26 protein-coding genes, 1 pseudogene, 1 riboswitch and 1 other annotated feature are annotated in these 25,937 nt (G+C 31.6%); of the genes and pseudogenes, 17 read left to right on the top strand and 10 right to left on the bottom strand.

Annotated features, from left to right (window positions below; translation table 11 throughout):
• Positions 1-37: 37 nt before the first annotated feature.
• On the top strand, positions 38-874 hold the full coding sequence (locus L987_RS08705) for an aldo/keto reductase (RefSeq protein WP_047504132.1): 837 nt from the start codon (positions 38-40) through the stop codon (positions 872-874).
• A gap of 270 nt (positions 875-1,144) precedes the next feature.
• Here the strand turns inward: L987_RS08705 and L987_RS08700 are convergent, their stop codons facing one another.
• The 3 genes from L987_RS08700 to L987_RS08690 all read right to left on the bottom strand — a co-directional run bounded on the left by L987_RS08700 (position 1,145) and on the right by L987_RS08690 (position 2,379).
• Positions 1,145-1,501, bottom strand: coding sequence for a fluoride efflux transporter FluC (locus tag L987_RS08700; protein ID WP_047504130.1), 357 nt, complete (start codon positions 1,499-1,501; stop codon positions 1,145-1,147).
• Positions 1,498-1,863, bottom strand: coding sequence for a fluoride efflux transporter CrcB (gene crcB, locus L987_RS08695; protein ID WP_011302834.1), 366 nt, complete (start codon positions 1,861-1,863; stop codon positions 1,498-1,500). Before crcB ends, L987_RS08700 begins: the two co-directional genes overlap by 4 nt.
• Positions 1,864-2,073: 210 nt before the next feature.
• The gene (locus tag L987_RS08690; RefSeq protein WP_011302835.1) at positions 2,074-2,379 is read right to left on the bottom strand and encodes a hypothetical protein; all 306 of its coding nucleotides are present in this window, start codon (positions 2,377-2,379) and stop codon (positions 2,074-2,076) included.
• Between the two features lie 284 nt (positions 2,380-2,663).
• On the opposite strand from L987_RS08690, the gene L987_RS08685 reads away from it, so the two are divergent.
• From L987_RS08685 to L987_RS08675, 3 genes are all read left to right on the top strand, one after another.
• Complete coding sequence (locus L987_RS08685) at positions 2,664-3,377, top strand: transaldolase (protein ID WP_011302836.1); 714 nt, start codon at positions 2,664-2,666, stop codon at positions 3,375-3,377.
• 489 nt (positions 3,378-3,866) lie between these two features.
• Positions 3,867-4,394 (top strand): pentapeptide repeat-containing protein, encoded by a 528-nt coding sequence (locus L987_RS08680; protein WP_011302837.1) that lies wholly within the window; start codon positions 3,867-3,869, stop codon positions 4,392-4,394.
• A gap of 99 nt (positions 4,395-4,493) precedes the next feature.
• Positions 4,494-4,943 carry a hypothetical protein gene (locus L987_RS08675; RefSeq protein ID WP_011302838.1) on the top strand — a complete coding sequence of 150 codons (450 nt, stop codon included), beginning with the start codon at positions 4,494-4,496 and terminating at the stop codon, positions 4,941-4,943.
• A 7-nt stretch (positions 4,944-4,950) separates the two neighbouring features.
• On the opposite strand, the gene L987_RS08670 is transcribed toward L987_RS08675, so the two are convergent.
• The gene (locus L987_RS08670) at positions 4,951-5,376 is read right to left on the bottom strand and encodes a competence protein ComK (RefSeq protein ID WP_011302839.1); all 426 of its coding nucleotides are present in this window, start codon (positions 5,374-5,376) and stop codon (positions 4,951-4,953) included.
• A gap of 13 nt (positions 5,377-5,389) precedes the next feature.
• Entirely contained in the window at positions 5,390-5,860 is a 471-nt protein-coding gene (locus tag L987_RS08665) for a sigma-70 family RNA polymerase sigma factor (protein ID WP_011302840.1), read from the bottom strand.
• Between the two features lie 220 nt (positions 5,861-6,080).
• On the opposite strand from L987_RS08665, the gene L987_RS08660 reads away from it, so the two are divergent.
• The gene (locus tag L987_RS08660; RefSeq protein ID WP_011302841.1) at positions 6,081-6,305 is read left to right on the top strand and encodes a hypothetical protein; all 225 of its coding nucleotides are present in this window, start codon (positions 6,081-6,083) and stop codon (positions 6,303-6,305) included.
• A gap of 167 nt (positions 6,306-6,472) precedes the next feature.
• Complete coding sequence (locus tag L987_RS08655) at positions 6,473-7,324, top strand: N-acetylglucosaminidase (protein WP_002482919.1); 852 nt, start codon at positions 6,473-6,475, stop codon at positions 7,322-7,324.
• A 78-nt stretch (positions 7,325-7,402) separates the two neighbouring features.
• On the opposite strand, the pseudogene L987_RS13520 reads toward L987_RS08655, so the two are convergent.
• A pseudogene (locus L987_RS13520) lies at positions 7,403-8,968 on the bottom strand (IS3 family transposase).
• A gap of 142 nt (positions 8,969-9,110) precedes the next feature.
• On the bottom strand, positions 9,111-10,037 hold the full coding sequence (locus L987_RS08640) for an osmoprotectant ABC transporter substrate-binding protein (protein WP_047504127.1): 927 nt from the start codon (positions 10,035-10,037) through the stop codon (positions 9,111-9,113).
• Between the two features lie 174 nt (positions 10,038-10,211).
• Here L987_RS08640 and L987_RS08635 point away from each other — a divergent pair, with 174 nt between their 5' ends.
• The 5 genes from L987_RS08635 to ribH all read left to right on the top strand — a co-directional run bounded on the left by L987_RS08635 (position 10,212) and on the right by ribH (position 15,567).
• A complete protein-coding gene (locus L987_RS08635) occupies positions 10,212-11,678 on the top strand; it encodes an FAD/NAD(P)-binding protein (RefSeq protein ID WP_011302847.1) in 1,467 nt (488 codons plus the stop codon).
• A gap of 247 nt (positions 11,679-11,925) precedes the next feature.
• Positions 11,926-12,059: riboswitch (FMN riboswitch) on the top strand.
• A 160-nt stretch (positions 12,060-12,219) separates the two neighbouring features.
• Positions 12,220-13,263 (top strand): bifunctional diaminohydroxyphosphoribosylaminopyrimidine deaminase/5-amino-6-(5-phosphoribosylamino)uracil reductase RibD, encoded by a 1,044-nt coding sequence (gene ribD / locus L987_RS08630; RefSeq protein WP_047504125.1) that lies wholly within the window; start codon positions 12,220-12,222, stop codon positions 13,261-13,263.
• 6 nt (positions 13,264-13,269) lie between these two features.
• Positions 13,270-13,902 (top strand): riboflavin synthase, encoded by a 633-nt coding sequence (gene ribE / locus L987_RS08625; RefSeq protein WP_047504120.1) that lies wholly within the window; start codon positions 13,270-13,272, stop codon positions 13,900-13,902.
• 11 nt (positions 13,903-13,913) lie between these two features.
• Positions 13,914-15,095: a 3,4-dihydroxy-2-butanone-4-phosphate synthase gene (gene ribB, locus L987_RS08620; RefSeq protein ID WP_011302850.1), complete on the top strand. Its 1,182-nt coding sequence runs from the start codon at positions 13,914-13,916 to the stop codon at positions 15,093-15,095.
• A 13-nt stretch (positions 15,096-15,108) separates the two neighbouring features.
• The gene (gene ribH, locus L987_RS08615; protein WP_002482978.1) at positions 15,109-15,567 is read left to right on the top strand and encodes a 6,7-dimethyl-8-ribityllumazine synthase; all 459 of its coding nucleotides are present in this window, start codon (positions 15,109-15,111) and stop codon (positions 15,565-15,567) included.
• 264 nt (positions 15,568-15,831) lie between these two features.
• Here the strand turns inward: ribH and L987_RS08610 are convergent, their stop codons facing one another.
• A complete protein-coding gene (locus L987_RS08610; RefSeq protein ID WP_047504116.1) occupies positions 15,832-16,833 on the bottom strand; it encodes a proline dehydrogenase family protein in 1,002 nt (333 codons plus the stop codon).
• A gap of 265 nt (positions 16,834-17,098) precedes the next feature.
• On the opposite strand from L987_RS08610, the gene L987_RS08605 reads away from it, so the two are divergent.
• From L987_RS08605 to L987_RS08595, 3 genes are all read left to right on the top strand, one after another.
• Positions 17,099-17,923 (top strand): alpha/beta fold hydrolase, encoded by an 825-nt coding sequence (locus tag L987_RS08605; RefSeq protein WP_011302852.1) that lies wholly within the window; start codon positions 17,099-17,101, stop codon positions 17,921-17,923.
• Positions 17,924-18,158: 235 nt separating this feature from the next.
• Positions 18,159-19,115, top strand: coding sequence for an L-lactate dehydrogenase (locus L987_RS08600; protein WP_047504113.1), 957 nt, complete (start codon positions 18,159-18,161; stop codon positions 19,113-19,115).
• Between the two features lie 151 nt (positions 19,116-19,266).
• On the top strand, positions 19,267-19,668 hold the full coding sequence (locus tag L987_RS08595; protein ID WP_002482982.1) for a transcriptional regulator, SarA/Rot family: 402 nt from the start codon (positions 19,267-19,269) through the stop codon (positions 19,666-19,668).
• Between the two features lie 118 nt (positions 19,669-19,786).
• Here the strand turns inward: L987_RS08595 and L987_RS08590 are convergent, their stop codons facing one another.
• Together L987_RS08590 and L987_RS08585 are read right to left on the bottom strand one after the other, a co-directional pair.
• The gene (locus L987_RS08590; RefSeq protein ID WP_047504111.1) at positions 19,787-20,347 is read right to left on the bottom strand and encodes a tRNA (mnm(5)s(2)U34)-methyltransferase; all 561 of its coding nucleotides are present in this window, start codon (positions 20,345-20,347) and stop codon (positions 19,787-19,789) included.
• Positions 20,344-21,297 (bottom strand): TIGR01212 family radical SAM protein, encoded by a 954-nt coding sequence (locus L987_RS08585; RefSeq protein ID WP_011302855.1) that lies wholly within the window; start codon positions 21,295-21,297, stop codon positions 20,344-20,346. The genes L987_RS08590 and L987_RS08585 overlap by 4 nt, the downstream gene beginning before the upstream one ends.
• Positions 21,298-21,406: 109 nt before the next feature.
• On the opposite strand from L987_RS08585, the gene L987_RS08580 reads away from it, so the two are divergent.
• The 3 genes from L987_RS08580 to L987_RS08570 all read left to right on the top strand — a co-directional run bounded on the left by L987_RS08580 (position 21,407) and on the right by L987_RS08570 (position 25,849).
• Positions 21,407-22,576 (top strand): MDR family MFS transporter, encoded by a 1,170-nt coding sequence (locus L987_RS08580; protein ID WP_011302856.1) that lies wholly within the window; start codon positions 21,407-21,409, stop codon positions 22,574-22,576.
• A 287-nt stretch (positions 22,577-22,863) separates the two neighbouring features.
• Positions 22,864-23,054, top strand: a binding site (T-box leader).
• A gap of 50 nt (positions 23,055-23,104) precedes the next feature.
• Positions 23,105-25,519 (top strand): leucine--tRNA ligase, encoded by a 2,415-nt coding sequence (leuS, locus tag L987_RS08575; protein ID WP_011302857.1) that lies wholly within the window; start codon positions 23,105-23,107, stop codon positions 25,517-25,519.
• Between the two features lie 18 nt (positions 25,520-25,537).
• Positions 25,538-25,849 carry a rhodanese-like domain-containing protein gene (locus L987_RS08570; RefSeq protein ID WP_002482987.1) on the top strand — a complete coding sequence of 104 codons (312 nt, stop codon included), beginning with the start codon at positions 25,538-25,540 and terminating at the stop codon, positions 25,847-25,849.
• Positions 25,850-25,937 lie beyond the last annotated feature (88 nt).

Raw genomic sequence — 25,937 nt, 5'->3', positions numbered from 1 at the left:
AATATAAACATTAACTTAACTAAAAGGGGACTTTAACTTGGAAAATATTAGTTTTTATAATGGCAATGAAATGCCTATAGTAGGTTTAGGAACGTTCCGTGTTGAAAATAACGATGAGTGTAAAGCGTCGGTTAAACATGCGATTGAGAGTGGTTATACACATATCGATACAGCCATGATTTATGAAAATGAACACAAAGTTGGCGAAGGTATTGCGGAAGGTCTTGCTTCTACAGGACTGAAAAGAAGTGATTTGTTTATTACATCAAAATTGTGGTTAGATGATTATGGTCGCAAAAATGTTGAAACTGCATATGAAACGAGTCTAAAAAAACTTAACTTAGATTATCTTGATTTGTATTTAATGCATTGGCCAGGTACTGATGAAGCTTTAATGATTGACACTTGGCAAGGGATGGAAGATTTATATAAAGATAATAAAGTGAAAAATATTGGTGTGAGTAACTTTAATGTTGAACATTTAGAAGCATTATTGGCACAGGTTTCTATAAAACCAGTCATTAATCAAGTTGAATTTCACCCATACTTGTTACAAGAATCACTAAGAAGATATTTAGAAGTACAAAATATTCATATGGAATCGTGGTCACCATTAATGAATGCACAAATCTTAGAGGATGCAACCGTTAAATCAGTAGCAGAAGAAGTTGGAAAATCACCAGCACAAGTCATTATAAGATGGAATATTGAACACGGTGTAGTAGTGATACCAAAATCAGTTACACCGTCTAGAATTGAAGAAAATTTGAATGTCTTTGATTTTAATTTAACAACAACTCAAATTGAAAAATTAGATAGCCTGAATGAAGATAAAAGGATTGGACCAGATCCAATAGGGTACAATGGTCACTAAGTCGATGAAATAAAAAAATAAGGTGGAAACCGATTTTTTAATAAAGATGACTTAGCTCCACTAAACATGGATTGTAGTATAGAGGGCTACTTTGACTGAAGTTTAGGTATAAGTCCTGCTACTTTAATTGGAATACATGAATCGATGTTTAAGTATAAAGTGTGTTGCTTTATACTTACATCATAATCAAAAACAGTCTGAGACATCATTAAAGGTCTCAGACTGTTTTATTTATGGATGGAAGATTATCTAGTATGTTGCTAAGAAGATTTAAAAAAGATAGTAACCCAACAAGCAGGCTACGAATGAAACGCCATATTGTAAAATAGAATAAAGTATAAATAAATTGATTTGTTTCGGTGTTGTCAATAATTTAACGAGTTCGGAAGACAAAGTTGAAAATGTAGTTAATCCACCCAGTATGCCTACGATAATAAAAGGATTAATCCAATTTATATTTAAACACATACCCATAAGTAGTCCGATACAAAAACTGCCTACTACATTTACTAAAAGTGTAGGTATAGGAAGGGAAGTATTAAATTTCTGATTAAATACATCTGTGACGAATCCTCTAATTACCGCACCAATGCCGCCGCCTAGCATAACTAATATACATTGAATCATGAAATTTTAGCCCCCAATCTAACACCCAAGAAGCATAGTAAGATACCAAAGATGTAACTCGTTAATGCATATACAATGAGTAAAATAAAAGAGCCGCTTTCAAAAAATTGTACAAGTTCAAATTGAAACGTCGAGAAGGTAGTCAGTGATCCTATAAAGCCTGTTGTGATACCTTTTTTGAGCATTGGGCTATTATTAAAGTATTGGATAGCTAGAGTGCCAAGAAACCCCATCAAAAATGCACCGCATAAATTTGCAATAAATGTGCCAATAGGCATTTCAAAAGATGTATTTATAAATGAAAGTAAATATCTTAGTAATGCACCGACAGCACCACCTAGAAAAATAAATAAATATTGCATATTAATGTATGTCCTTCCTTAAATTTAAAAACTGGAACATAATTAAAAAATGCCCCAGTTTCGTCAATCATATTGGTAGAAGTTGATAAAAATTAATGTTTACGTGTTAAAACATATAATATGGTTTTATATTTCACTATTACTAAAGTTGGTAGATGAAATTTTTGAGTAAAATTTAAAATACATTCTACATCTCATCCTTACTATAAACTAGAAAATAATACCAAACGTTGATAGGGAAGCAATGATATGAATGATTAATACCACCAAAATAATGTATGGCAAGATTTTGCTGGCTATTCTAATCCAATCTGAATCATTATGTAAATGTTTGATAGCTTTATCTGCAAATATAATTGAAATAATTAAAATAATAGCGTTAATGATACTACACACAAATATTAATTTAATCATTGAACTAAAATGTGTGCTTAGTAGAGGATTTCTAGTATTAAAATAAAGACTTATAATTACTAATAAACTAGATAAATAAAAATAAAGTTTTGAACGTGCCATATTTACCTCCTAGTGCAATTCATTTTACAATGATACCATAAATATAAGAATATTTAATGAAATTTACTATTTTATATTATTTTCTGATATTTGAGTTTTAAAAAGTGCGTCAAATTAAATCGTTGACTGATGTGAATTGATTATGAAGATGTATTGAATGATAAGATTTTAAGCAAAAAATTAGAATTTTTCTAATATTGATGGTATAAATAAACTGTATGGTTAATAACCGTTAGAAAATAATTCTTAATTGAATTATTTATTTAAGTCAGGAGGAATTAGTAATGGCAAATTTAAATGTTGAAGTGTTTGCAGATGGTGCAGATATTGAAGAAATGAAAGCAGCTTATAAAAACAAACAGGTTGATGGTTTCACAACTAACCCTAGTTTAATGGCAAAAGCGGGTGTAACAGACTATAAAGCTTTTGCTGAAGAAGCTGTACGTGAAATTCCTGATGCTTCTATTTCATTTGAAGTATTCGCAGATGATTTAGAAACTATGGCAAAAGAGGCTGAAATTTTAAAACAATATGGTGACAATGTATTCGTTAAAATTCCAGTTGTAAACACTAAAGGTGAATCAACAATTTCTCTAATTAAAAAATTATCAGCAGAAAACGTTCGTTTAAATGTAACTGCTGTTTATACTTTAGACCAAGTTAAAGAAATTACTGATGCTGTAACAGAAGGCGTACCAACTTATGTATCAGTTTTCGCTGGTCGTATTGCTGACACAGGTGTAGATCCTATTCCATTGATGAAAGAAGCAGCAGAAGTAACGCATAGTAAAGAAGGCGTTAAATTACTATGGGCAAGCTGTCGTGAAGTGATTAATGTCATTCAAGCAGACGAAGTCGGTGCAGATATTATCACATGTCCAGCAGATGTTGTTAAAAAAGTAAATAATAATCTTGGTCGTGATATTGGTGAATTATCAGTAGACACTGTACAAGGATTTGCTAAAGACATCCAAAGTTCTGGTTTATCTATTCTATAAAACTTTAGAATAAATTTAATTATGAGTGGGATAACAAACGAATTTTACAATAAAGATTACGTACGCCCACTTTTTTATGGATGGGATGATAGAGGTTTACCTGAGCTAAAACTTATTCATAGTGACGACAAGTTCATGTAAAATATGAATGTAGTTTTATATTGAAAATGGTACCTTACGTCTACTATTCAATTGAAAAAGAGTCTGAGACATCAATAGATGTTTCAGACTCAATTTTTTTGTTAAAAAATAGTTAAGTCATTAGCAAGCCCATTATACTTATACATAAATGTTAAATTATATATTAAGTCATGTACAGAGCACCTACGTATTTGCTAATATATAGTGAAATAGATTGATTGAACAGGAGATACAATAATGAAACTCCAACAGCCCAAAATAAATGTTAGTTTAGATTATAAAATACTTACTGATGTTTTTGATGATGAAGACGATATTTTAGAGTAAGCAGCTATTAATCATTCAAATTTGGTTGATCAAACTTTAGATAGGTTATTGATATATGGTTCACGCATCACAAATTGCAACTTTACTAATTCTGATTTAGGACGTGTAGATTTTACAGACGTGATTTTTGAAAATTGTGATTTTTCTAATGTTAAAATGGAACATGGTAGTTTACATAGAGTGATATTTAAAAATTGTCGTATGACAGGGACTTATTTAAAACAAATGAGATTGGGTCATACTTCATTTTGTGAAGTTAAAGCTAATTTTGTTAGTTTTATAGACTCTAAAATGGATAAGTTACTATTTGATACGTGTCAACTTGAACATGGTGCTTTTTATGAATCAACATTAAAACAAATTACATTCGATGAAACAAACATGAACCACGTAACAATACATCAAACGCCATTAAAAGGTTGTGATTTAAGCACATCACAATTTGAAACAATTGTCGTCAATAAAGAAGATTTAGTTAGGTGTAAGGTATCTAAAGAACAAGCAATTCAATTCGCTACATTAATGGGACTAGGTGTCGTTGATGCATAATTTGTAAAAAAGGTGTTCAATTATAATTGATTCATTGAGATAATTCCATTACTATTTGAAAGAGATGTATGGCGAAATTGCTAAAGGAGTACATATTAAATGAAAGCAAATATTTTTAAGCAAAAAGTTAAAAAGCAGTTATGGTTTTTAAATAAAAAAGAAAAAAGTAAATTGGATTCTGTTTTGGAAAGCGTAGTTGAAAAGCATGATAATGAACATTTAAATCGACCTATTGCATTTTCTAATCAATTTTTAAAAGAATATGTTTTTAAAGAAAAAGTAGTATCGTCTACGCAGTTATTTGCTTTATTATTAGGTATTTTATTTACATATATTATGTTATTAGGTATTTTCTTGTTTGGTTTTATTACAAGTTTAACTGCTGTACAATATTTTATAAAACCAGAAGTACAGTTATCGACACTGACAGTCATATTAACATTTATTGGAGCATTATTACTTGTTATTGTTAGTTTGTATTTAATTAGGTTGGTCACTGGTTACTTTACGAAAAAATTATTAGAATATAAGCATAACAAAGCATTGTAATAAAATACTAACTATCTATTAGGTGAGAAAGTGTTAAACTTTCTTGCCATTTTTTATGTACAACGATATATGCTACATCAACTATGATAAAAGTTGCATTATCAAAATAAATAACTGTTTGTGCACCTTGTGATTTTAAGCCATTAATTGCTAATGCATTGATAAAATATTGTATTGGGGAGCGCTTTGCTTTAATTGGGAAGACGATCGTATGGTTATTAATATAGATGGGGATGAGTTTTCGTATTTTAAGTATGTCCTTAGCTTGCTTAATTTGTATGGGTAAAGAAAGATTGTTGGTTTCAAGGATATATTTTAATGTTTGATTAATGGAAGAAGGATACGTAAATTGATGTGTTGTATATTGACAAATGGTAAGTAATTCGGGACCGATAACGGTTTTGAAATATAATAGTTTAGCAAGGTTATTCATTAAATTCACCTCATTAAAATTTATAGTATTTAGAATATTTTACTTGAACACGTTGCTGTATATTTTTTATAGTTGATATTGAACACTTTAGGTGTTGTGCAATCTCTTTTTGTTTATAACCATATAATTTTAATTGTAACCACTGTTGTTCTTGTGTTGTAAGCGTTGTTAAGAAATGATGAGCCTCTATTTTACTATCAAGGTAGATGCTAGGAATTTGATGAAAACTTACTTTATCAAATGGTTCGCATATTTCATAAGTGTTGTGTTGCTTACGAAATAAATCAATTAAATAGAAATTTAACCGTGTATATAAATAAGATTGAAATGAAGAAGATTTTTGGGCATTATACTTTCTGGATAGTTCCCATAATTTAATCGTGAGTAATTGTACAAATTCATCATTATTGTACTTAATATTGTATTTTTTTAGAAGAACATATATGATGTGTTTTGATTTATTATAAATTTTACTAAAGTGCATTTGGTGCCTCCTATTGCTGTATATACAACTTGTAATTCCGGATAAATTCATTTTATAAAGACAAATAATAAATTTCATTTGCTAAATATACATAATAGGTGTTAAATAGATAACATAAGAGTAATAAATTTTAGTTTTTATAACATGAACGCGTATTCAACTTAGAGATATAACACTAAAAGATGTATTATTATCTTCGGACAATTATCAGGAGGTTTGTATGGATTACGCACATTTAAATTTAGAGCATTTTTTTGCTAAACATAATGATTTAGATATGATTAAAGATAAATCAGATTTTGTAATGATAAATAACTTAACAAATGAAATGATGTATCGTGATGGAGAAATTGAAGGTACGATTGATTTGAATCGTTATTATTATAAAAATAGATCACAAGCATCGAGCTTTATCTTAATGGAATATCGTAAAAGTCAAGAGTAATGAAATTAAAATTTCATTACTTTTTTTATGAATATGTAACAACACTTAGATAAAATTGTGCGTTTAACTATTTAGTGTTAGAATTTATTATCAGATAGTCTCAAGCGCATTGATACATAAATGATAGAGACTTCTCATTTCTAATTATTACCTAAGAGGTGTGGAACATGACGAAGCATAAAAAAGGCTCAATTTTATCAATTATAGGTTTATTGGTAATCTTAGGTGTAGCTGCAATTATTGTATTTTCAATGATTTCAGATCAAATCTTTTTTAAAGAAGTAGATGAACAAGAAAAAGTTGATAATTTAAAAGTAACTTTAGATAAAGCATCTAAAAAGCAAATAGATAACTACACAAGCCAACAAGTTTCAAGTAAAGATAACAAAACATGGAGAGACGCATCATCAACTGAAATAAAAGCTGCGATGGATAGTAGTAAGTTTATTGAGAGTGATACGCAAAAATACCAATTTTTAGAATTAGATAAATATCAAGGTATTGACCATAACAGAATCAAACGTATGTTAATTGATAACCCAACATTACTTAAGCATTCTGATGAATTTATAAAGGCTGCTAAAGACAAACATGTAAATGAGGTCTACTTAATTTCACACGCATTGCTTGAAACAGGTTCTGCTAAAAGTGAACTTTCAAGTGGCGTAGAGATTGATGGTAAAAAATACTATAATTTCTTCGGTGTAGGTGCTTTAGATGAAGATCCTATTAAAACAGGGTCTGAATATGCCAAGAAACATGGATGGGATACACCACAAAAAGCAATTAGTGGCGGTGCTAACTTTATTCATGGACATTTTTTATCAAATAAAGATCAAAATACACTATATAGTATGAGATGGAATCCGAAAAATCCAGGTGAACATCAATATGCTACTGACATAAAATGGGCAGAAAGTAACGCTTCATTAATGGCACACTTTTATGAAGATATGAAAACAGAAGGTAAGTATTATAAATATTTTGTTTATAAAGATGATAATAAACATAAACAATAATTAAAAGAGCCTAAGACATAATGAATTGCACCCCGTCAAGTAGACAAATAAATAATTAAATTATCGGTTAATCTCGGTTTATACGAGATTAGCCATTTTTAATGTAATTCTTTCATTATTAAAGAATGTTATATACTCATTGATAACTTGAAACGCTTGTTCTATAGTTTCAAATTTAAAGTTTTTATAACCCCTATAAATTTCAGATTTAATAATTCCCCAAACACCTTCCATAGGTCCATTATCAATGCAGCTTCCAACTCGAGACATACTTTGTATCATATTATGTTGATTTAACTTATTTTTAAATAATCTGGATGTATACTGAAAACCACGATCGCTATGAAATATAATACCTTCGGTATCAGTTACAGTATTAACTGCCTTATCAAATGTTTCAAATACGAGTTGATTGTTATTTGAGCTTCCTAATACATGACTTACAATTTTACCTGATCCCAAATCATATATCGCACTAAGATATATTTTATTTCCAATTTTAAGTTGTAATTCAGTTACATCTGTTAGCCATTTTTTATTAGCCTTACTTTCTTGAAATTTACGATTTAATTCGTTTTCGGCTATGGTTTGTGGGTTGCTAGGTTTATAGCGCTTACGTTTTCGGCGAATAACTGCTTTTAAATTCAGTTGATTCATCAACCGATAAACACGTTTATGGTTTACTTCTTTCTGTAAATATAGGCGAATATAAATATAAATCCTCCTATATCCATAAATACCTTTATATTTTTTATAAATATGTTTTATTTCTTCTAACAATACTTGGTTTTCAATTTCTTTTTGTGTGGGATTACGATGTAACCATTTATAAAAACTTGCACGGGAAATCTTTAAAATTTGGCATAAATGCTTAATAGGAAATTCATTTTTTAGCGTTTCAATCGTTTCGTATGCGACGATTTGCTTGTTTTTTGGTTTATCATCTCTCTTTCTATTTCTTGATATTTTTTTAGTACTTTATTTTCCATTTCTAGTATTTTATTCCGATCTTTTAGAGCTTGAATTTCAGCTTCTTTCTGTTCTTCTGGTGTTAATATAGATTTAGGTTTGCCTTTGCCTCGACCATCTTGAAGGCCATCGCGGCCATGTACTTTATATTTTGTACCCATTGGTACAATTGACCATAACTGATACCGTATTTTTCAGCACAGTCTTTATAATTAATTTCATTATCTAAATAGTATTCTACAATTTTAAGACGTTCTTGGAATGTTGTTTTTTTACCCTTCATCGTATACACCTCATTTTTAGGAGAAGAATTGATATTCTCTTTTCTTCCAGTATAACGATTTACCCATCTACGTACAGTTTCATGAGCAGAAATATTATATTTAATGGCTAAATTTTTATATGATATGCCACCATTCAAATACTCTTGAACCACATTCTTTTTAAATTGAAGTGTATACTTATTATTTTGTGAATTGCGTATAAAAGATTGTATACCGTTGGTTAAATATTTGTTGTACGTGTATCGGAGATGGCCTGGAGAGATATCAATATCAACTACATCTACAATATTTTCGAAACTCATACCATTTTCATATTTAGCAAAAATCAATTCTAATAAATCTAGATCAACGATTTTTTTAGACATAGAAAAACTCCCTTCAAAGTTTTCATTTTTTAAATGTCTACTTTGAAGGGAGCATATCATAAATAGATGTCTTAGGCTCTTTTTAGATGCGTTTGTGTTTTACTGTGCTTTATTTTTTTGTCCAATAAGCAAAAACAATAACAAAGCATATAGAGGTAGAAATCAATACTATTTTTTATCAAAATAATGATGTTGTTTTAAAAATTCTTTCGCAACAATGGCAGGTTCTTTACCTTGACCATCAGCTTCATAATTTAATTTTTGCATTTGTTCTGTACTGATTTGACCTTCTAATTTTTTTATTGCTTTTTTTAGTTCTGGTTGTTGAGCTAAAAGTTTATTTGGCGCTACTGCACTGGCATCATAAGGCGGAAAGAAGTTTTTATCGTCTTTGAGAACCACTAAATCGTATGCTGCAATTCTACCATCTGTAGTATAGCCAAGTGCAACATCTAGTTTTTGGTTTTTTAACGCATCATAAACAAGTCCGATTTGCATAGGTTTTATAGAATTGAAAGCAAAACCGTAATGTTCTTGGAATGGGGCATAACCGTCGCCACCGCGTTTAATCCACGTGGTATCTGTGCCAACATTTACTTTGTCTTTTACTTTTTCTAAATCTGAAACAGTATGTAAGTTGTATTTTTTGGCTGTTTCTTTTGTGACCATAAAGGCAAACGTGTTTTCAAAACCGTATGAATTAAAAAACGTTTGATCAAATTTTTGATTAAATAATTTTTTTGTAACATGCATAGCTTTGGTAGAATCGGTGATTGGTTTCTGTTCAAGTGCACCTACTAAATCAGTACCAGTATATCGTGTGCTTGATACATCAGCATCACCATTCATTAATGCATTATGTTGAATGGTTGCGGAACCTAAATTATTAATGATTGAACCTTTTACTTTCCCATCAGTATCGTGCTCAATTAACTCTTTTAACATATAGGCCATAATCTGGGATTCACTTGTGGCTAATGCAGATATTCTTACAGTGCTTTTTGATTGTCCACCACCAAGGCCAGGTAATTCACAACTTGCTAAAAAAATTGTGCTAAATAAAACCAAAATGACAAATCGTTTTAAAAATTTCATTATTATACTCCTTATTTAAAATACAAAAAAATAAATTTCTCAATATATTTAGAATAACATATTTAATAAAACATTATAACTTAACGGATGAAACAACTGTAAACCATTAATGTGTAAAGTAAGATAAATCATTGGTATAATAAAGCTTAAATAAGTTTAGTTAGGATGTGAACTATGAGGATTGCAATCATAGGAATGGGTACGGCAGGTGTGAGTTTGCTAAAGGAATTAGTCAAACAGGAACGTTTTTCTGAATTAGCTATCGATGTATATGATAACCCTAAAAACATGGGGCAAGGTGTGCCGTTTCAAAACGATAGTGACCAATTATTAATTAATTTACCTGCAGAAGAGATGTCATTGAATTTAGAAAATGAACGGGAATTTTATGAATGGTATGAAAATCAATCAACATTTAAGTTTTCAAATCCGAAGTATTTGCCGAGGTTTATTTTTGGACATTATATGAAAGATTATTTGCAACAATTTATCAATCAGTATGATAATATTCACCAAATTTGTGAAGAAGTTTCTGAAGTCTTTATTGACTCAGATATAGGTCAAACAGATATACAATATAATGTTTGTACTGCAAATAATATAGAAAATCGAAAGCAGTATGATGTAGTATTCTTAGCTATAGGCACGTTGTCTTATCATGATCCATACAAATTGAAAGGCACGAAAGGATATATACAAACACCGTATCCTACATATAATACGTTAGATAATGTTAAAGATACAGATAGAATTTCTATTATTGGTACTGGACTAGCAAGTCTTGATGTGATTCGCTATGTAACAGCGCATCATCCTAATTTACCAATTATGGTTACAAGTCGTAAGGGTCACTTACCGAGTGTTAGAGGTGAGATGCCTGATATTGAATTTAAATATTTAACTCCTGAAAATTTTAATGAAATTAAAGAGAAACATTTTGGAAATGTGCCATTAGATGAGGCAATGCGGTTATTTATGAAAGACTGTGCACATTATGAAATTCCGGTAGAAACACTTGTGCATCGAAGAACAAATGATCCGATTATAGATTTAACTTACGATTTAGAACATGCAGAGGAGTTAGGTAAATTCCAAAGTATACTTGAGCTTGCCAAAGAAAATTTAAATTGGATATGGAATAGTTTGAGTCGTACTGACCAAAAACATTTTTTATCAAATTATCATGGTATTTTAAAAGAAAATTCTAATCCAATGCCTCCACAGACTGCACAATTACTCATTGAACACATTAATAATGGCTTAATTAAAATTGAGAAGGGCTTAGAATCTGTTAAACATAGTCAACATAGATTTCAATTAGAATTTCAAGACGGTTCGGTAGAAAATAGTGATGTAGTCATTAATGCGACAGGTTCGAAAACACAACTTTCAGATCTTGATAGTGATGATCAACTTGTGTTGAATTTAGAAAATAGACAAGTAGTACAAGCGCATCCACTTGGTGGTATACAAATTGTAGCTGAAACAAATCAAATTATAAGTCCAAGGTATGGCACGCTTAAAAATATGTATGCATTAGGTCAGTTAACAAATGGTATTAATCAATCGAGAAATGGCGTCATGATGATTGTAAGGCAAGCGGTAAGTGTAATAAATCATTTATTTGAATCAAATAAATGATTTAAAGTATCACTAATGGTTTGTTGCTTTAAACATCTGTGAGCGTTTAACGTATTATTTAATAAATGGGATTAGACGCTTTAAATAGTTCGTTTTTTGACTCATTTCTCCATGTAATTGTATTAATTATCAGAAAAATAAAGCCGACTTAGGCAATAAGAATTGTCATTTCTCAAAAAATGTAGTACGATGATTTTGTAACTAAGTTTCAGTTACATGACTCAATCATCAATTAACAATTTCATAGATATTCTTTCGGGGCAGGGTGAAATTCCCAACCGGCAGTAAATTAAGCCTGCGACCTGCATTTATGTGTATAAATGTGGCTGATCTAGTGAGATTCTAGAGCCGACAGTAAAGTCTGGATGGGAGAAAGAATGAAGTATAACAAAACAACACTTTTTAAGTGTTTATTTGGCATACCATAAATTTAAAATTTATGTATAAGTGTGTCTAATTTTTGCTAATAATGTTATATCAATAGATCCCACACCTGAAATGTTCATTTCAGGTGTTTTTTTTATTATTTAGAGGTGATGAGATGAGTCAATATTTAAACTATGCTATACAACTTGCACAAATGGTTGAGGGACAAACAGGTTTAAACCCTCCAGTTGGTGCAGTAGTAGTGAATCGAGGACGTATCGTAGGTATAGGTGCACACTTAAAAAAAGGTGACAAACATGCAGAAGTGCAGGCGCTAGATATGGCAAAAGACAATGCGAAAGGTGGAACCATTTATATTTCATTAGAACCCTGTACACACTTTGGTTCTACACCACCTTGCGTCAATAAAATTATTGAGGCAGGCATTAATCGTGTTGTTTATGCAGTTAAAGATACTACATTACCTTCCAATTGTGACGGTATTTTACAAGAAGCAGGGATAGATGTTGAATTTCGACATCAACCTGATGCTGAAAACTTATATAAAGATTTCTTTATTACAAAACGACAATCTGTACCAATGGTAACAGTAAAGGTTTCTTGTAGTTTAGATGGCAAACAAGCGACAGATACTGGTGAAAGTAAATGGATTACCAATAAACTCGTGAAAAAAGATGTTTTTAAATTAAGACATCATCACGATGCGGTACTAACTGGTAGTGGCACGTTAAATGCAGATAATCCACAATATACGACTCGAATTGAAGAGGGTAAAAACCCAATTAAAGTGATACTAGCCCAAAACGGTAACATAGATTTTAATTTAGACATTTTTAAAAATACGAATACGCCGATTTGGATTTATACACAAAATGAAGCTTTAGTAACGGACATTGAACATGTTGAAATTATTCAACTTACAAATTGTTCAGTAGAAAATATTATGAAAAATTTATATGAAAAAGGTATAGGCAGATTGTTAGTAGAAGCAGGTCCCACAGTTACTTCTGAATTTCTTCAATCCAATTATACAAATAAACTAATTATATATTATGCCCCGAAAATAATTGGTGGTTCAGGCAAATATCAATTTTTCCATACGGATAAAATCATCGATTTGTCAGAAGTCCCACAGTTTGAAATTGTTGATTCACAAATGCTTGAGCAAAATCTTAAATTAGAATTACGAAAGAAGTGATTAAACATGTTTACTGGAATTGTTGAAGAAATAGGTACAATTAAAAAAATATCAACACAACAGTCTGTAGTTAACTTGAAAATTGAATGTCAAACGATTTTAACTGACATGCATATTGGTGATTCAATCAGTGTTAACGGAGCATGTTTAACAGTAATAGAATTTGATAATCACACTTTTTCAGTACAAGTTATAAAAGGTACAGAAAATAAAACGTATTTAAATCAATTAAGTCAATCTTCTGAAGTGAATTTAGAAAGAGCAATGAGTGGTCAAGGTCGATTTGGTGGACATTTTGTACTTGGTCATGTAGATGAAGTAGCGATAATTAAACGCATTCAGTCATCGGATAATTCTAAAATTGTAACAATACAACCGTCAACGTCATTGATAAAACAAATGGTTAGTCAAGGTTCAATTACAGTTGATGGTGTGAGTTTAACGATATTTCAATTAAAGCAATCAGATTTCGATATACATCTCATTCCTGAGACAAGAAAATCAACGATATTAAATCAAAAGCGTGTTGGTGATCCAGTTCATTTAGAAACGGATATGTTATTTAAATACGTTGAAAAAATTATTGAAAATGATAATGCTAAATTAACTTCAGATAAACTTAAAGCATTTGGATTTTAAGGAGGGCTCATATGCAATTAGATAGTATCGATACAGCGTTGCAAGCACTAAAAAAAGGTGAAAGTATCATAGTCGTAGATGATGAAAATAGAGAAAATGAAGGTGACTTAGTAGCTGTTACGGAATGGATGAATGACAACACTGTTAATTTTATGGCGACCTATGGTAAAGGATTAATTTGTGCACCAATCAGTAATGCAATTGCTGAAAAGTTGGATCTAAATCCTATGGTCACGCATAATTCTGATGTTTATGGCACACAGTTTACGGTAAGTGTTGATCACATACAAACAACAACTGGCATTAGTGCAGACGAAAGAACAATGACAGCGAGAGCATTGATCGATGAGCAAGCTACTGGATCTGATTTTAATAAACCGGGTCATTTATTCCCTTTAATTGCACAAGATAATGGTGTGCTATCAAGACGTGGTCATACTGAAGCGTCTGTGGATTTAGCTAAATTAACTGGCGCTAAACCAGCAGCATTAATTTGTGAAATTATGGATGAAGATGGGACAATGGCAAAAGGAGCGTCATTAGAGGCATTTAAAGAAACGCATGGTTTAGTTATGATTTCTATTGAAGACTTAGAAAAGTATCGAAAATCTTCAATTTCTAAACTAGATGCAAAAGCAAAAGTTAAGATGCCAACAGAATACGGTAACTTTGATATGTATGGCTTTACTACAGATAATAGCGAAGAAGATATTGTTGTTATCGCTAATGGCGACATTAATAAAACTGAAAATGTTCGAATCCATTCAGCATGTTTAACTGGCGACATTTTTCATAGTCAACGATGTGATTGTGGTGAACAATTAGCAGCATCGATGAAATATATAGCAGAGCATGGTGGCATGATACTGTATCTTCCTCAAGAGGGTAGAGGCATAGGCTTAATTAATAAGTTGAAAGCTTACGAATTAATCGAACAGGGTTATGATACAGTTTCTGCAAATATTGCATTAGGATTTGAAGAAGATTTAAGAGATTATCAAAATGCTGCCCAAATATTAAAATATTTTGGTGTGGACAGTGTAAATTTATTAAGTAATAATCCGAAAAAATTTGAAAGTTTAGAATCATATGGCATTCATATTGCGAAGAGAATTGAACTCATCGTACCAACCAATGCATACAATCAGGATTATATGGATACAAAAAAAGAAAAAATGGGTCACTTAATATAGGAGGTAATGAACAATGAATTTTGAAGGTAAATTAGTAGGTTCAGATTTAAAAGTAGCGATTGTTGTAAGTAGATTTAATGATTTTATTACTAATCGATTATTAGATGGTGCAAAAGATACATTAATTAGACATGAAGTACCGGAAGCTAATATCGATGTAGCATACGTACCAGGAGCATTTGAAATTCCTTTAGTAGCTAAAAAATTAGCTAAGAAAAATGATTATGATGCAGTTATCACTCTAGGTTGTGTTATTAGAGGATCAACGTCTCATTACGATTACGTTTGTAACGAAGTAGCCAAGGGTGTTTCAAAAGCGAATGATGTTACTGATACGCCAGTCATATTTGGTATTTTAACTACAGAAAATATTGAACAAGCAGTAGAACGTGCAGGTACGAAAGCAGGTAATAAAGGTGCAGAAGCAGCAGTAAGTGCGATAGAAATGGCTAATTTATTAAGAGAAATATAAAGTTAAACTTGTCTAATGCTTATCAATTTTTAATATCGTATCGTTTTTCAATTATATTAAATTAGTAGAACGCCAAAGACATGACAGCTTTGGCGTTCTTTGTTTTTATAATAAATTCAATGACTATCTAAATTAGAATTCGGATATGTAAATATTTTTAAACATCATTGAACTTAAAATTTGTGCTCGTATGATTACTTAGATGTAGTGTTTAAAAAGTGAATTGTTTTAAAATAATTATTTATATATTGAACATTGAATTGATTATTTTTTAAGTACTCTATATAGTATTGAACCTGTAGCTACAACGCCAGCAAATATGCCAGCAATAGTGCCTACTTTTTTCAATATATCTGGTTTTAACAATTCTTTAAACATTAAATTCAAATTTTGTGGTCTTTCAGCTAATCTTCTCATAAAGTAACTGAACCAATCATCTCCATATGGCACATAAATGCAGAAATTGTTGCCTTCGCCGGCAATTTGTTCTGCTAAATCAGATCGAAAGCCGTATAACATTTGAAATTCATAACGATCTTTATCAATTTTATTATCTTTAATAAATTGTTTGATTTGTGTAATGATTTTATCATCGTGTGTAGCGATAGAAGTAACGTTTTTAGCACTTAACAATCTTTTTTTAATTAAACGTATGTAGTTTTCGTCGATTTCTTCTTTTGTTTGAAAAGCGATAACTTCATTTTCTTTATATGCACCTTTAACCATGCGTAATCTTAGTTCAGGATATTTATCTATGAGCGCATCGGCTTTATATAAATATGCTTGAATGACTGTACCAACATTTTTAAATTCACCTTTTAATCGATCTAATACTTGAGTGATATCAAACAAGCTATCATACTTTTCAGTATCGATATTAATATGCATATTATCAAATTCATTTGCTTTCAATAATATTTCTCGTAAATTACGGTAAGCAAGATCTATATCAAACTCTGAACCTAGTTGGCTTAATTTCACAGACATATGTCCAGCTAAACTATGATTATAAATGGCATACATGACTTCCAAAATTTGATCTTTAGCTTGGATAGCTTCACCTTCAGTTACGACAAACTCTCCAAGACAATCAACAGTCACTGTAATTCCCTTGTTGTTTAAACGTTCAATTGTGTCTATCAAGGATTTAATCGTATTACCCGCAACGACTTTATTCGCCCCAAACATGGGTCCTACTTCCTTGGCAGTCTTATTTAAAAACGAATTATTTGATAATCCGATAAAGAAATCTTTCACAATTGGCATATTAATTCCTCCCATTCCGCTTATAGCTATGTTTCAATAATAGTGTAGCATGAATCTAATAGTAATGAAATCGTTTACAATAAAATATGTTACACTTTAAATTTCAATATACACTCATGAGATATGTATTGAACGAAATAAGAAATTTATTGTGGGAAATAAATTTAGTTTTATGTTTATTTAATATGTTTAAAATGGAAAAAGCATAGCGTATTTTGATACAATAAGCGTAATGAATTTAAATGTAGAAGGGGAAGTATGGATTATGTGGAAATGGGAAACCGAAAATGAAGCAAAAGGTGTCGTAGTAATTGCACATAACATGCTTGAACATACTGGAAGATATGCATATGTGATTACGATGCTTCGCCGAAATGGATATCATGTTATTATGGGCGATTTGCCAGGACAAGGGCAAACATCACGTTCAAATAAAGGTCAAATTGATAATTTTGATGCATATCATGAGCATATACTTGAATGGATTAGAATCGCAAATGAATATAAAATTCCAACTTATGTCCTAGGTATAGGTCTTGGTGGTTTGATTGTCTTAAATTTATTAGAAAAAACAGAAGTGCCGATTGAAGGCCTGATGTTGCTTTCACCACTTTTAGAATTTAAGAAAAGTAATAAATCTAGAAAAGATAAAATTATTTCTAATATAGGTAAAATTGCGAAAGATACTCGATTTAAAGTTGGTATTACAGTTGAAGATTTAACAAGAAACGAAGAAGTTATAGAAGAGACGAATAAAGATCAATTGATGTTAAATAAAGTAACTTACTACTGGTATAAACAGATTATTGAAATTATGAAAGAGACAGTCAACCATTTAAAAGATGTAAAATCATTGCCGTTATTATTAATGTACGGTACAGAAGATAGAGTTGCAGATATAAGCGCAATGGATTTAATAAAAGATAAAATAATGACAGAAGAACTTTATTTTAAAGCGTGGGAAGGATTATATCATGAAATTCATAACGAGCCTGAACGTGATGAAGTCATGCGATATATTTTAGCGTTTTTAAATAATAGTGCAAGTAACAATGGATTTATAGTACATGATGAAAATGAAGTTTCATAGTACCTGAATACAATGATAATACAGTATGTGGCAAAAGCGGTGGATTTGTATCCTAATTTTAAAAAGATATGATTTCACCGTTTTTTATATTTGATTTTTATTGTAACTTATAATTAATATTTTTGTGAAATAAATCACAAATAACTATTGCAAACGCTCGGAGGAAATGATATATTTATATTGTGAAATAAATCACAATATAAATTATTAATTTTCATGTGAGGAGCGTTCTGTGATGGAATATATAAAAAGTAATAAAGTTGTTTTAATTGGTGATGGTGCAGTTGGATCAAGTTATGCATTTGCATTAGTAGCTCAAGGTGTGGCAGATGAACTCGTTATTATAGATTTAGATGAAGACAAAGTGAAAGGTGATGTAATGGACTTAAACCATGCGGCACCGTATGGAGGTTCACCTGTTAAAATTAAAGCTGGTTCATATAAAGCATGTCACAATGCTGATTTAGTGGTGATTACTGCTGGAGCAGCTCAAAAACGAGGAGAAACGAGATTAGATTTAATTGAAAAGAATACAAAAATATTTAAATCGATTGTTTCTGAAGTTATGGCATCTGGATTTAATGGGATTTTCTTAGTAGCCACTAACCCTGTTGATGTACTTACCTATGTAACGCAACAAGTTTCTGGATTACCTAAAGAAAAAGTAATTGGATCAGGTACGATTTTAGATACGGCACGATTCAAATATGAATTAGCTGAAGAATTTGGCGTTTCTGATAGAAGTGTTCATGGACAAATCATTGGGGAACATGGAGACTCTGAACTAGCTGTTTGGTCACAAGCAAATATTGCAGGACAGCCATTATACCAATTGTTAATAGATGATCCTGAAAAACAACATAGAATAGAAGAAATATTTGTTAATACACGAGATGCAGCCTATGACATTATTCAAGCTAAAGGTGCAACATATTATGGCATTGCTATGGGATTAGTGCATATAACTAAAGCGATTTTAAATAATCAAAATGTAGTGCTTACCGTATCCAGTCGTTTAGAAGGTGAATATGGTCAAGAAGATGTCTATATAGGTGTCCCTACAAAAATTAACAGACAAGGTGCGGTAGAAGTTTTTGAAATACCGTTAAACGATGAAGAAAAAACTTTATTTACCCGTTCTGTTGGTATTTTGAAAGAAATGCAAAATAAAATATCTCATTTAATTGCATAATTCATAGTTTAAATTTAAACTGTATATAAGATTAATTTTATTAAAAATTCTAATATTTATTCAGTATAGAATTTATTTTACAGTGATTGATGATTTTTTTGAAATTAATTTTACATGTTTAAACTTTATACTATGATTGGGGGATTACACTATGGGGAAGACATTTACTGAAAAAGTGGATGGCGTTTTGCAATTAGAATCTGTGTTGAAAGATATCGAGGATATTTTTGACAAAGTTCAAAAGCAATATAAAATGTCAAAAGAAGAAATTTTAATCCTTTTGACACTTTGGAAAGAAGGGTCAATGACTTTAAAAGAAATGGATGATTTTGTTCATATTAAATCATACAAACGTACACGTACGTACAATGATTTAGTTGAAAAAGCGTGGATTATTAAAGAAAGACCACAAAACGACGAACGTACAGTTATTATCCATTTTAATGAAGATTTAAAAGATCAAAGGGAAAGTCTTTTAAACTTTTTTAAAGAAGAAATTGATTCTAACTCATCTACTATTCAAAACAGTCTTAAATCTATCTTAAATCTATAGGAATTATGAATTTTACAGTGTAATTTACACAAAAAAGCTGCCAACAAAGTTTAAATACTTTTATTGGCAGCTTTTTTATTTTTAAAGCGTGTGCTTTAGGAAAACTAAATGATAGAATTTATCTTTTTTCTATCGCACAAATAAATGGTGGATTATTTTGTTGATTGATAAATTGATATTTTAGAATATGTGCTTTATTTTGATCGAATTGTTCCAAATAATCTAGAATAGCATCTCGCTCCAATTTGCCTTCATCATGGCCATGATAAATAACAAGAATAATGATGCCTTCTATGGATAAAATATTAAATATTGCATTTATGGCAGCAATTGTACTTTCGGCTTGTGTAACAATGGATTTATCTCCTTTTGGTAAATAACCTAAGTTAAAAATCGCTGCGTCAATTTTACCTTGTTGATAATTTGGAATATATGATTGGACATTTGCATGGCTATCTTGAACGATAGTGACATTGTTAAAATCATGAATCTTAAGTTGTGTCTGCTTAATAGCTTCATCTTGTATATCAAAAGCATAGACATTACCGTTTGGAACTTGTTGGGCAAGAAAATGTGTATCATTACCGTTACCGCATGTAGCATCGATCACGATACTGTCATCTGATACGTGTTGTTGAATTAATGTTCTAGCAAAAGGGAGAATGCGTTCAAGTTTCATGACTTAACTGTGCTTTCAAAATATTTCCCTTGGTATGAATCTCGGTGAGCAAGTTCATTATCAATTTCATTGAGAACTTCCCATTTGTTAACACTCCACATAGGACCTACCATTAAATCGATTGGACCATCACCGGTAATTCTATGAACGATCATTTCTTTTGGTATGATTTCTAACTGATCACACACTAATTTAGTGTATTCATCTTGTGACATAAATTCTAGCATGCCTTTATCATATTGCTTAACCATTGGCGTTCCTTTTAATAGGTGAAGTAAATGTATTTTTATACCTTGTACATCCATTTGAGCGACTTCTCGTGCAGTTTCCATCATCATATTATAATCTTCACCAGGTAAACCATTTATAATATGAGTACAAATGTTTATATTATGTTTGCGTAGTTTGGCAATACCTTCATAATAAGTTTTCATATCATGTGCGCGATTGATTAAATCAGATGTTTCTTGGTGTATTGTTTGAAGACCTAGTTCAACCCATAAGTAAGTACGTTCATTCAATTCTGCTAAATACTCGACTACATCATCAGGTAAACAGTCTGGACGTGTACCTATGGATAAACCAACTACACCAGGCTCTTTCAATGCAGTTTCATATTTTTCACGCAATACCTCTACGGGTGCATGTGTATTTGTAAAAGCTTGGAAGTAGGCGATGTATTGGCCATCGTGCCATTTTTCATGCATTCTATCTTTTATTTCTTTAAATTGTACATCGATTGGATCTACACGATTACCTGCAAAGTCACCGCTACCAGCTGCTGAACAAAATGTACAGCCACCATGTGCAACGGTACCATCTCTATTTGGACAATCAAATCCTCCATCAATTGCAACTTTAAATATTTTTTGTCCAAATTTATTTTTTAAATGATAATTCCATGTATGATATCTTTTATTCTCGAATGCGTAAGGGAAGAATTGTCCCATATAACATTTTCCTTTCTAAATTCATTCTAGTTAAAGATTTTAACATATTTTAATGATATAGTGTTTAAAGTAAAATAAGAAATTTTGATGTAGAAAGGAGCTTAATGTTATGAATATGCCTAAATCAGTGTGGTGGCTAGTAATTGGTATGGCATTAAATATCACAGGCTCAAGTTTCTTATGGCCATTAAATACAATTTATATGAATGAAGAATTAGATAAAAGTCTAACTATCGCCGGATTAGTACTAATGATCAATTCATTTGGCATGGTCATAGGTAACTTATTAGGGGGCATGCTTTTTGATAAATTAGGTGGTTATCGTACTATTATTATAGGAACAGTAATTTGTTTGATGAGTACAACACTGCTTAATTTTTTCCATGGTTGGCCATGGTATGCTGTATGGCTAGTAGCACTAGGATTTGGTGGCGGTATGATTGTTCCAGCAATTTATGCATTGGCTGGCGCCGTGTGGCCACAAGGTGGTCGTCAAACTTTTAATGCAATTTATTTGGCTCAAAATTTAGGTGTAGCCATTGGTGCTGCATCAGGTGGATTTGTAGCAGAATTAAGTTTTAATTATATTTTTATAGCGAACTTATTAATGTATGTCGCATTTGCAATTGTAGCCGTGACACAATTCAAAATTAATTTAGATGTTAAAGTGAAATCAACGGATGCAATGAGTCTTTTATCTAAAGCATATAGACCACAGTTTATAGCGCTAACGCTATTATGCGTTATGTTCAGTATTTGTTGGATTGCTTATATTCAATGGGAAAGTACGATAGCTTCGTTTACTCAAGAAATCAATATTTCAATGAGTCAGTACAGTCTGTTATGGACAGTTAACGGCATTATGATTTTAGTTGCGCAACCTTTAATCTTACCTGTCATTAGATTGTTAAAAGGAAACCTAAAATATCAAATGCTTGTTGGTATTGTCATCTTTATTCTCTCTTTCTTTGTGACAAGTTTTGCTGAACAATTTTCAATTTTCATGGTAGGTATGATTATACTTACTTTAGGAGAAATGTTTGTTTGGCCAGCCGTACCAACAATAGCGAATCAATTAGCGCCTAAAGGGAAAGAAGGTTCATTCCAAGGTTATGTTAATTCTGCTGCAACTGTGGGAAAAGCTTTTGGACCATTAATTGGCGGTGTTGTTGTAGATTCGTTTAATATGCAAGCTATGTTTTTAAGTATGATTGTATTATTACTTATTGCACTGGTATTCCTGTTAATATACGATAAAAAATTACCAAAAGATACGTAAGATATATGATGAGTCTGGGATATAAATAAATATCTTAGGCTCGTTTTCAATTGGCAGTCAATGTATCGTCAGCGCTTTGTACAGAAGTGTGCCTTTTGTATAAGCATGAACATTAATTATCCTTGCGGGCGTGGGTCTATGAAATCACTGTGAAAAACGTTGGTCTCTGTCTCACTACTTTATATAATAATTTATTTTTTAGTTATACATGCTTATCATATGTAGTAAATAAGTATGTTTCCTGTTAAATCAGGTTTTACTCTTGAAATAAATAGTTATTTCAAATATTATTAGTAATGTATAGGAGTAGTAACTTTAAAACTTATCTACAGAGAACTAGGGTTGGTGGAACCTAGTGTTAAGTTAAAGTGAACTTACCAGGACTTAAAGATAATTTATGACATCTCTTACTATTAGTTAAAATGAGTGCACATTTAATGTGAATTTGGGTGGTACCGCGGCGAAAGTCGTCCCTTTGTAATTAAATAATAGTTTGGGGTGTTTTTTTATTGAATAGGAGGAAAAGTAGTGAATTACAGTCATAATGAAATTGAAAAGAAATGGCAGGACTATTGGGAAGCAAATAAAACTTTTAAAACGAGCGACAATTTAGGGCAAAAGAAATTTTATGCTTTAGATATGTTCCCTTATCCATCAGGAGCAGGCCTGCATGTTGGTCACCCAGAAGGGTATACTGCTACAGATATCATCTCTCGTTATAAACGTATGTTAGGTTATAACGTATTACACCCAATGGGTTGGGATGCATTTGGCTTACCAGCTGAACAATATGCATTAGATACAGGTAATGATCCACGAGAGTTCACTAAAGAAAATATTCAGACCTTTAAGCGTCAGATAAAAGAACTTGGTTTCAGTTATGACTGGGATAGAGAAGTGAATACGACAGATCCTGAATACTACAAATGGACACAATGGATTTTCATACAATTATATAATAAAGGTTTAGCTTATGTAGATGAAGTGGCTGTGAATTGGTGTCCAGCATTAGGTACGGTATTATCGAATGAAGAAGTTATTGATGGCGTATCAGAACGTGGCGGCCATCCTGTATATAGACGTCCAATGAAGCAATGGGTTCTTAAAATTACCGAATATGCAGACAGATTGTTAGAAGATTTAGATGAATTAGACTGGCCAGAGTCATTGAAAGATATGCAACGTAACTGGATTGGCCGTTCTGAAGGTGCATCAGTGGCATTTGATGTGAAAGATTATAATGAGCAAATTGAAGTATTTACTACTAGACCTGATACAATATACGGTGCGTCATTTTTAGTGCTTAGCCCAGAACACGAGCTTGTAGATTTGATTACTACGGAAGATAATAAAGATGATGTAGAAGCTTATCAAAAAGAAGCGGCTAAGAAATCTGATTTAGAACGTACTGGCTTATCAAAAGAAAAGTCTGGTGTATTCACTGGTGCATATGCTGTTAATCCATTATCAGGGCAACAAGTACCAATATGGATTGCAGATTACGTACTATCCACTTACGGTACTGGTGCGGTCATGGCTGTACCTAGTGGTGATCAGCGTGATTATGAATTCGCTAAAACATTTGACTTACCAATTATAGAAGTCATCGAAGGCGGAGATATGAGCAAGGAAGCCTACACTGGCGACGGACCGCATATTAATTCTGGTGAACTAAACGGATTATACAATGAAGCAGCTATAGAAAAAGCGATTGAATTGTTAGAAAATAAAAATGCCGGTACGCGTAAAGTAAACTACAAACTTAGAGATTGGTTGTTCAGTAGACAAAGATATTGGGGCGAACCTATTCCAGTTATTCACTGGGAAGATGGCTCAATGACGACAGTACCTGAAGATGAACTACCATTACTTTTACCAGAAACTGATGAAATAAAACCGTCAGGGACAGGTGAATCACCGTTAGCGAATATTGATGAATTTGTAAACGTTGTCGATGAAGCCACAGGTATGAAAGGCCGCCGTGAAACAAATACGATGCCACAATGGGCAGGTAGCTGTTGGTATTATCTAAGATATATTGATCCAGACAATGAGCAAATGTTAGCAGATCCTGAAAAATTAAAACATTGGTTGCCTGTAGATTTGTATATTGGTGGCGTAGAACATGCTGTATTACATTTATTGTATGCACGATTTTGGCACAAAGTATTATTTGATTTAGGTGTGGTACCAACAAAAGAACCATTCCAAAAGTTATTCAACCAAGGTATGATTTTGGGTGAAGGTAACGAAAAAATGAGTAAATCTAAAGGTAATGTAATTAATCCAGATGATATTGTAAAATCTCATGGTGCGGATACGTTACGTTTATATGAGATGTTTATGGGACCGCTTGATGCCGCTATCGCTTGGAGCGAAAATGGTTTAGATGGTTCGAGACGTTTCTTAGATAGGATTTGGCGTTTATTAATTACAGAAGATGGTTCAATTTCTAATAAAGTGGTAAACAATCATAGTAAGGCTTTAGATAAGAGTTATCACCAAACAGTGAAAAAAGTTACAGAAGATTACAATTCGCTTAACTTTAACACAGCGATTAGTCAACTTATGGTATTTATTAATGATTGTTATAAAGCGGAAGAAATTTATAAACCATATATCGAAGGCTTTATTAAAATGCTGGCGCCGATTGCACCTCATATATCTGAAGAATTGTGGTCACGTTTAGGCCATGATGAAACAATCACTTATCAACCATGGCCATCCTACGATGAAGCGTTACTTGTTGATGACGAAATTGAGATTGTCGTACAAGTAAATGGTAAAGTGCGTGCTAAAATTAATGTATCGAAAGATATTGCGAAAGAAGAAATGGAGCAAATCGCACTAGATAATGAACATGTTAAATCTGAAATAGAAGGTAAAGATATTAAAAAAGTTATTGCAGTTCCTAAAAAACTTGTTAATATCGTCGCTAAATAAACACAGGAGGAATTAATTATGGAATCTATCACAGTAACTGAACTAAAAGAGAAAATTTTGGATGCTAACCCAGTTAACATTGTGGACGTTAGAACTGATCAAGAAACAGCGATGGGTATCATTCCAGGTGCTGAAACCATTCCAATGAATAGTATTCCAGATAATCTAAACTATTTTAATGATAATGAAACGTATTATATTATCTGTAAAGCCGGTGGCAGAAGTGCGCAAGTCGTTCAATACCTTGAACAAAATGGCGTGAATGCAGTGAATGTTGAAGGTGGTATGGATGAATTTGGTGATGAAGGTTTAGATATTAAAAGTATTTAATTATAAAATAAGTAGTTAATTAAAAGCCGAGACATAAGCATATGTCTCGGCTTTCTTAAGGTAATCAACAGTTTATTTATAATGGTTT

Source organism: Staphylococcus sp. ZWU0021 (assembly GCF_000798895.1).
Taxonomy (GTDB): domain Bacteria; phylum Bacillota; class Bacilli; order Staphylococcales; family Staphylococcaceae; genus Staphylococcus; species Staphylococcus saprophyticus.
This window is presented reverse-complemented; position numbering and strand designations above follow the sequence as displayed.

Bases quoted from the DNA above. Each gene is read 5' to 3' on its own strand.
- L987_RS08700 (WP_047504130.1), bottom strand. From the start codon at position 1,501: ATGATTCAATGTATATTAGTTATGCTAGGCGGCGGCATTGGTGCGGTA.
- crcB (WP_011302834.1), bottom strand. From the start codon at position 1,863: ATGCAATATTTATTTATTTTTCTAGGTGGTGCTGTCGGTGCATTACTA.
- L987_RS08690 (WP_011302835.1), bottom strand. From the start codon at position 2,379: ATGGCACGTTCAAAACTTTATTTTTATTTATCTAGTTTATTAGTAATT.
- L987_RS08685 (WP_011302836.1), top strand. From the start codon at position 2,664: ATGGCAAATTTAAATGTTGAAGTGTTTGCAGATGGTGCAGATATTGAA.
- L987_RS08675 (WP_011302838.1), top strand. From the start codon at position 4,494: ATGAAAGCAAATATTTTTAAGCAAAAAGTTAAAAAGCAGTTATGGTTT.
- L987_RS08670 (WP_011302839.1), bottom strand. From the start codon at position 5,376: ATGAATAACCTTGCTAAACTATTATATTTCAAAACCGTTATCGGTCCC.
- L987_RS08665 (WP_011302840.1), bottom strand. From the start codon at position 5,860: ATGCACTTTAGTAAAATTTATAATAAATCAAAACACATCATATATGTT.
- L987_RS08660 (WP_011302841.1), top strand. From the start codon at position 6,081: ATGGATTACGCACATTTAAATTTAGAGCATTTTTTTGCTAAACATAAT.
- L987_RS08655 (WP_002482919.1), top strand. From the start codon at position 6,473: ATGACGAAGCATAAAAAAGGCTCAATTTTATCAATTATAGGTTTATTG.
- L987_RS08640 (WP_047504127.1), bottom strand. From the start codon at position 10,037: ATGAAATTTTTAAAACGATTTGTCATTTTGGTTTTATTTAGCACAATT.
- L987_RS08635 (WP_011302847.1), top strand. From the start codon at position 10,212: ATGAGGATTGCAATCATAGGAATGGGTACGGCAGGTGTGAGTTTGCTA.
- ribD (WP_047504125.1), top strand. From the start codon at position 12,220: ATGAGTCAATATTTAAACTATGCTATACAACTTGCACAAATGGTTGAG.
- ribE (WP_047504120.1), top strand. From the start codon at position 13,270: ATGTTTACTGGAATTGTTGAAGAAATAGGTACAATTAAAAAAATATCA.
- ribB (WP_011302850.1), top strand. From the start codon at position 13,914: ATGCAATTAGATAGTATCGATACAGCGTTGCAAGCACTAAAAAAAGGT.
- ribH (WP_002482978.1), top strand. From the start codon at position 15,109: ATGAATTTTGAAGGTAAATTAGTAGGTTCAGATTTAAAAGTAGCGATT.
- L987_RS08610 (WP_047504116.1), bottom strand. From the start codon at position 16,833: ATGCCAATTGTGAAAGATTTCTTTATCGGATTATCAAATAATTCGTTT.
- L987_RS08605 (WP_011302852.1), top strand. From the start codon at position 17,099: ATGTGGAAATGGGAAACCGAAAATGAAGCAAAAGGTGTCGTAGTAATT.
- L987_RS08600 (WP_047504113.1), top strand. From the start codon at position 18,159: ATGGAATATATAAAAAGTAATAAAGTTGTTTTAATTGGTGATGGTGCA.
- L987_RS08595 (WP_002482982.1), top strand. From the start codon at position 19,267: ATGGGGAAGACATTTACTGAAAAAGTGGATGGCGTTTTGCAATTAGAA.
- L987_RS08590 (WP_047504111.1), bottom strand. From the start codon at position 20,347: ATGAAACTTGAACGCATTCTCCCTTTTGCTAGAACATTAATTCAACAA.
- L987_RS08585 (WP_011302855.1), bottom strand. From the start codon at position 21,297: ATGGGACAATTCTTCCCTTACGCATTCGAGAATAAAAGATATCATACA.
- L987_RS08580 (WP_011302856.1), top strand. From the start codon at position 21,407: ATGAATATGCCTAAATCAGTGTGGTGGCTAGTAATTGGTATGGCATTA.
- L987_RS08570 (WP_002482987.1), top strand. From the start codon at position 25,538: ATGGAATCTATCACAGTAACTGAACTAAAAGAGAAAATTTTGGATGCT.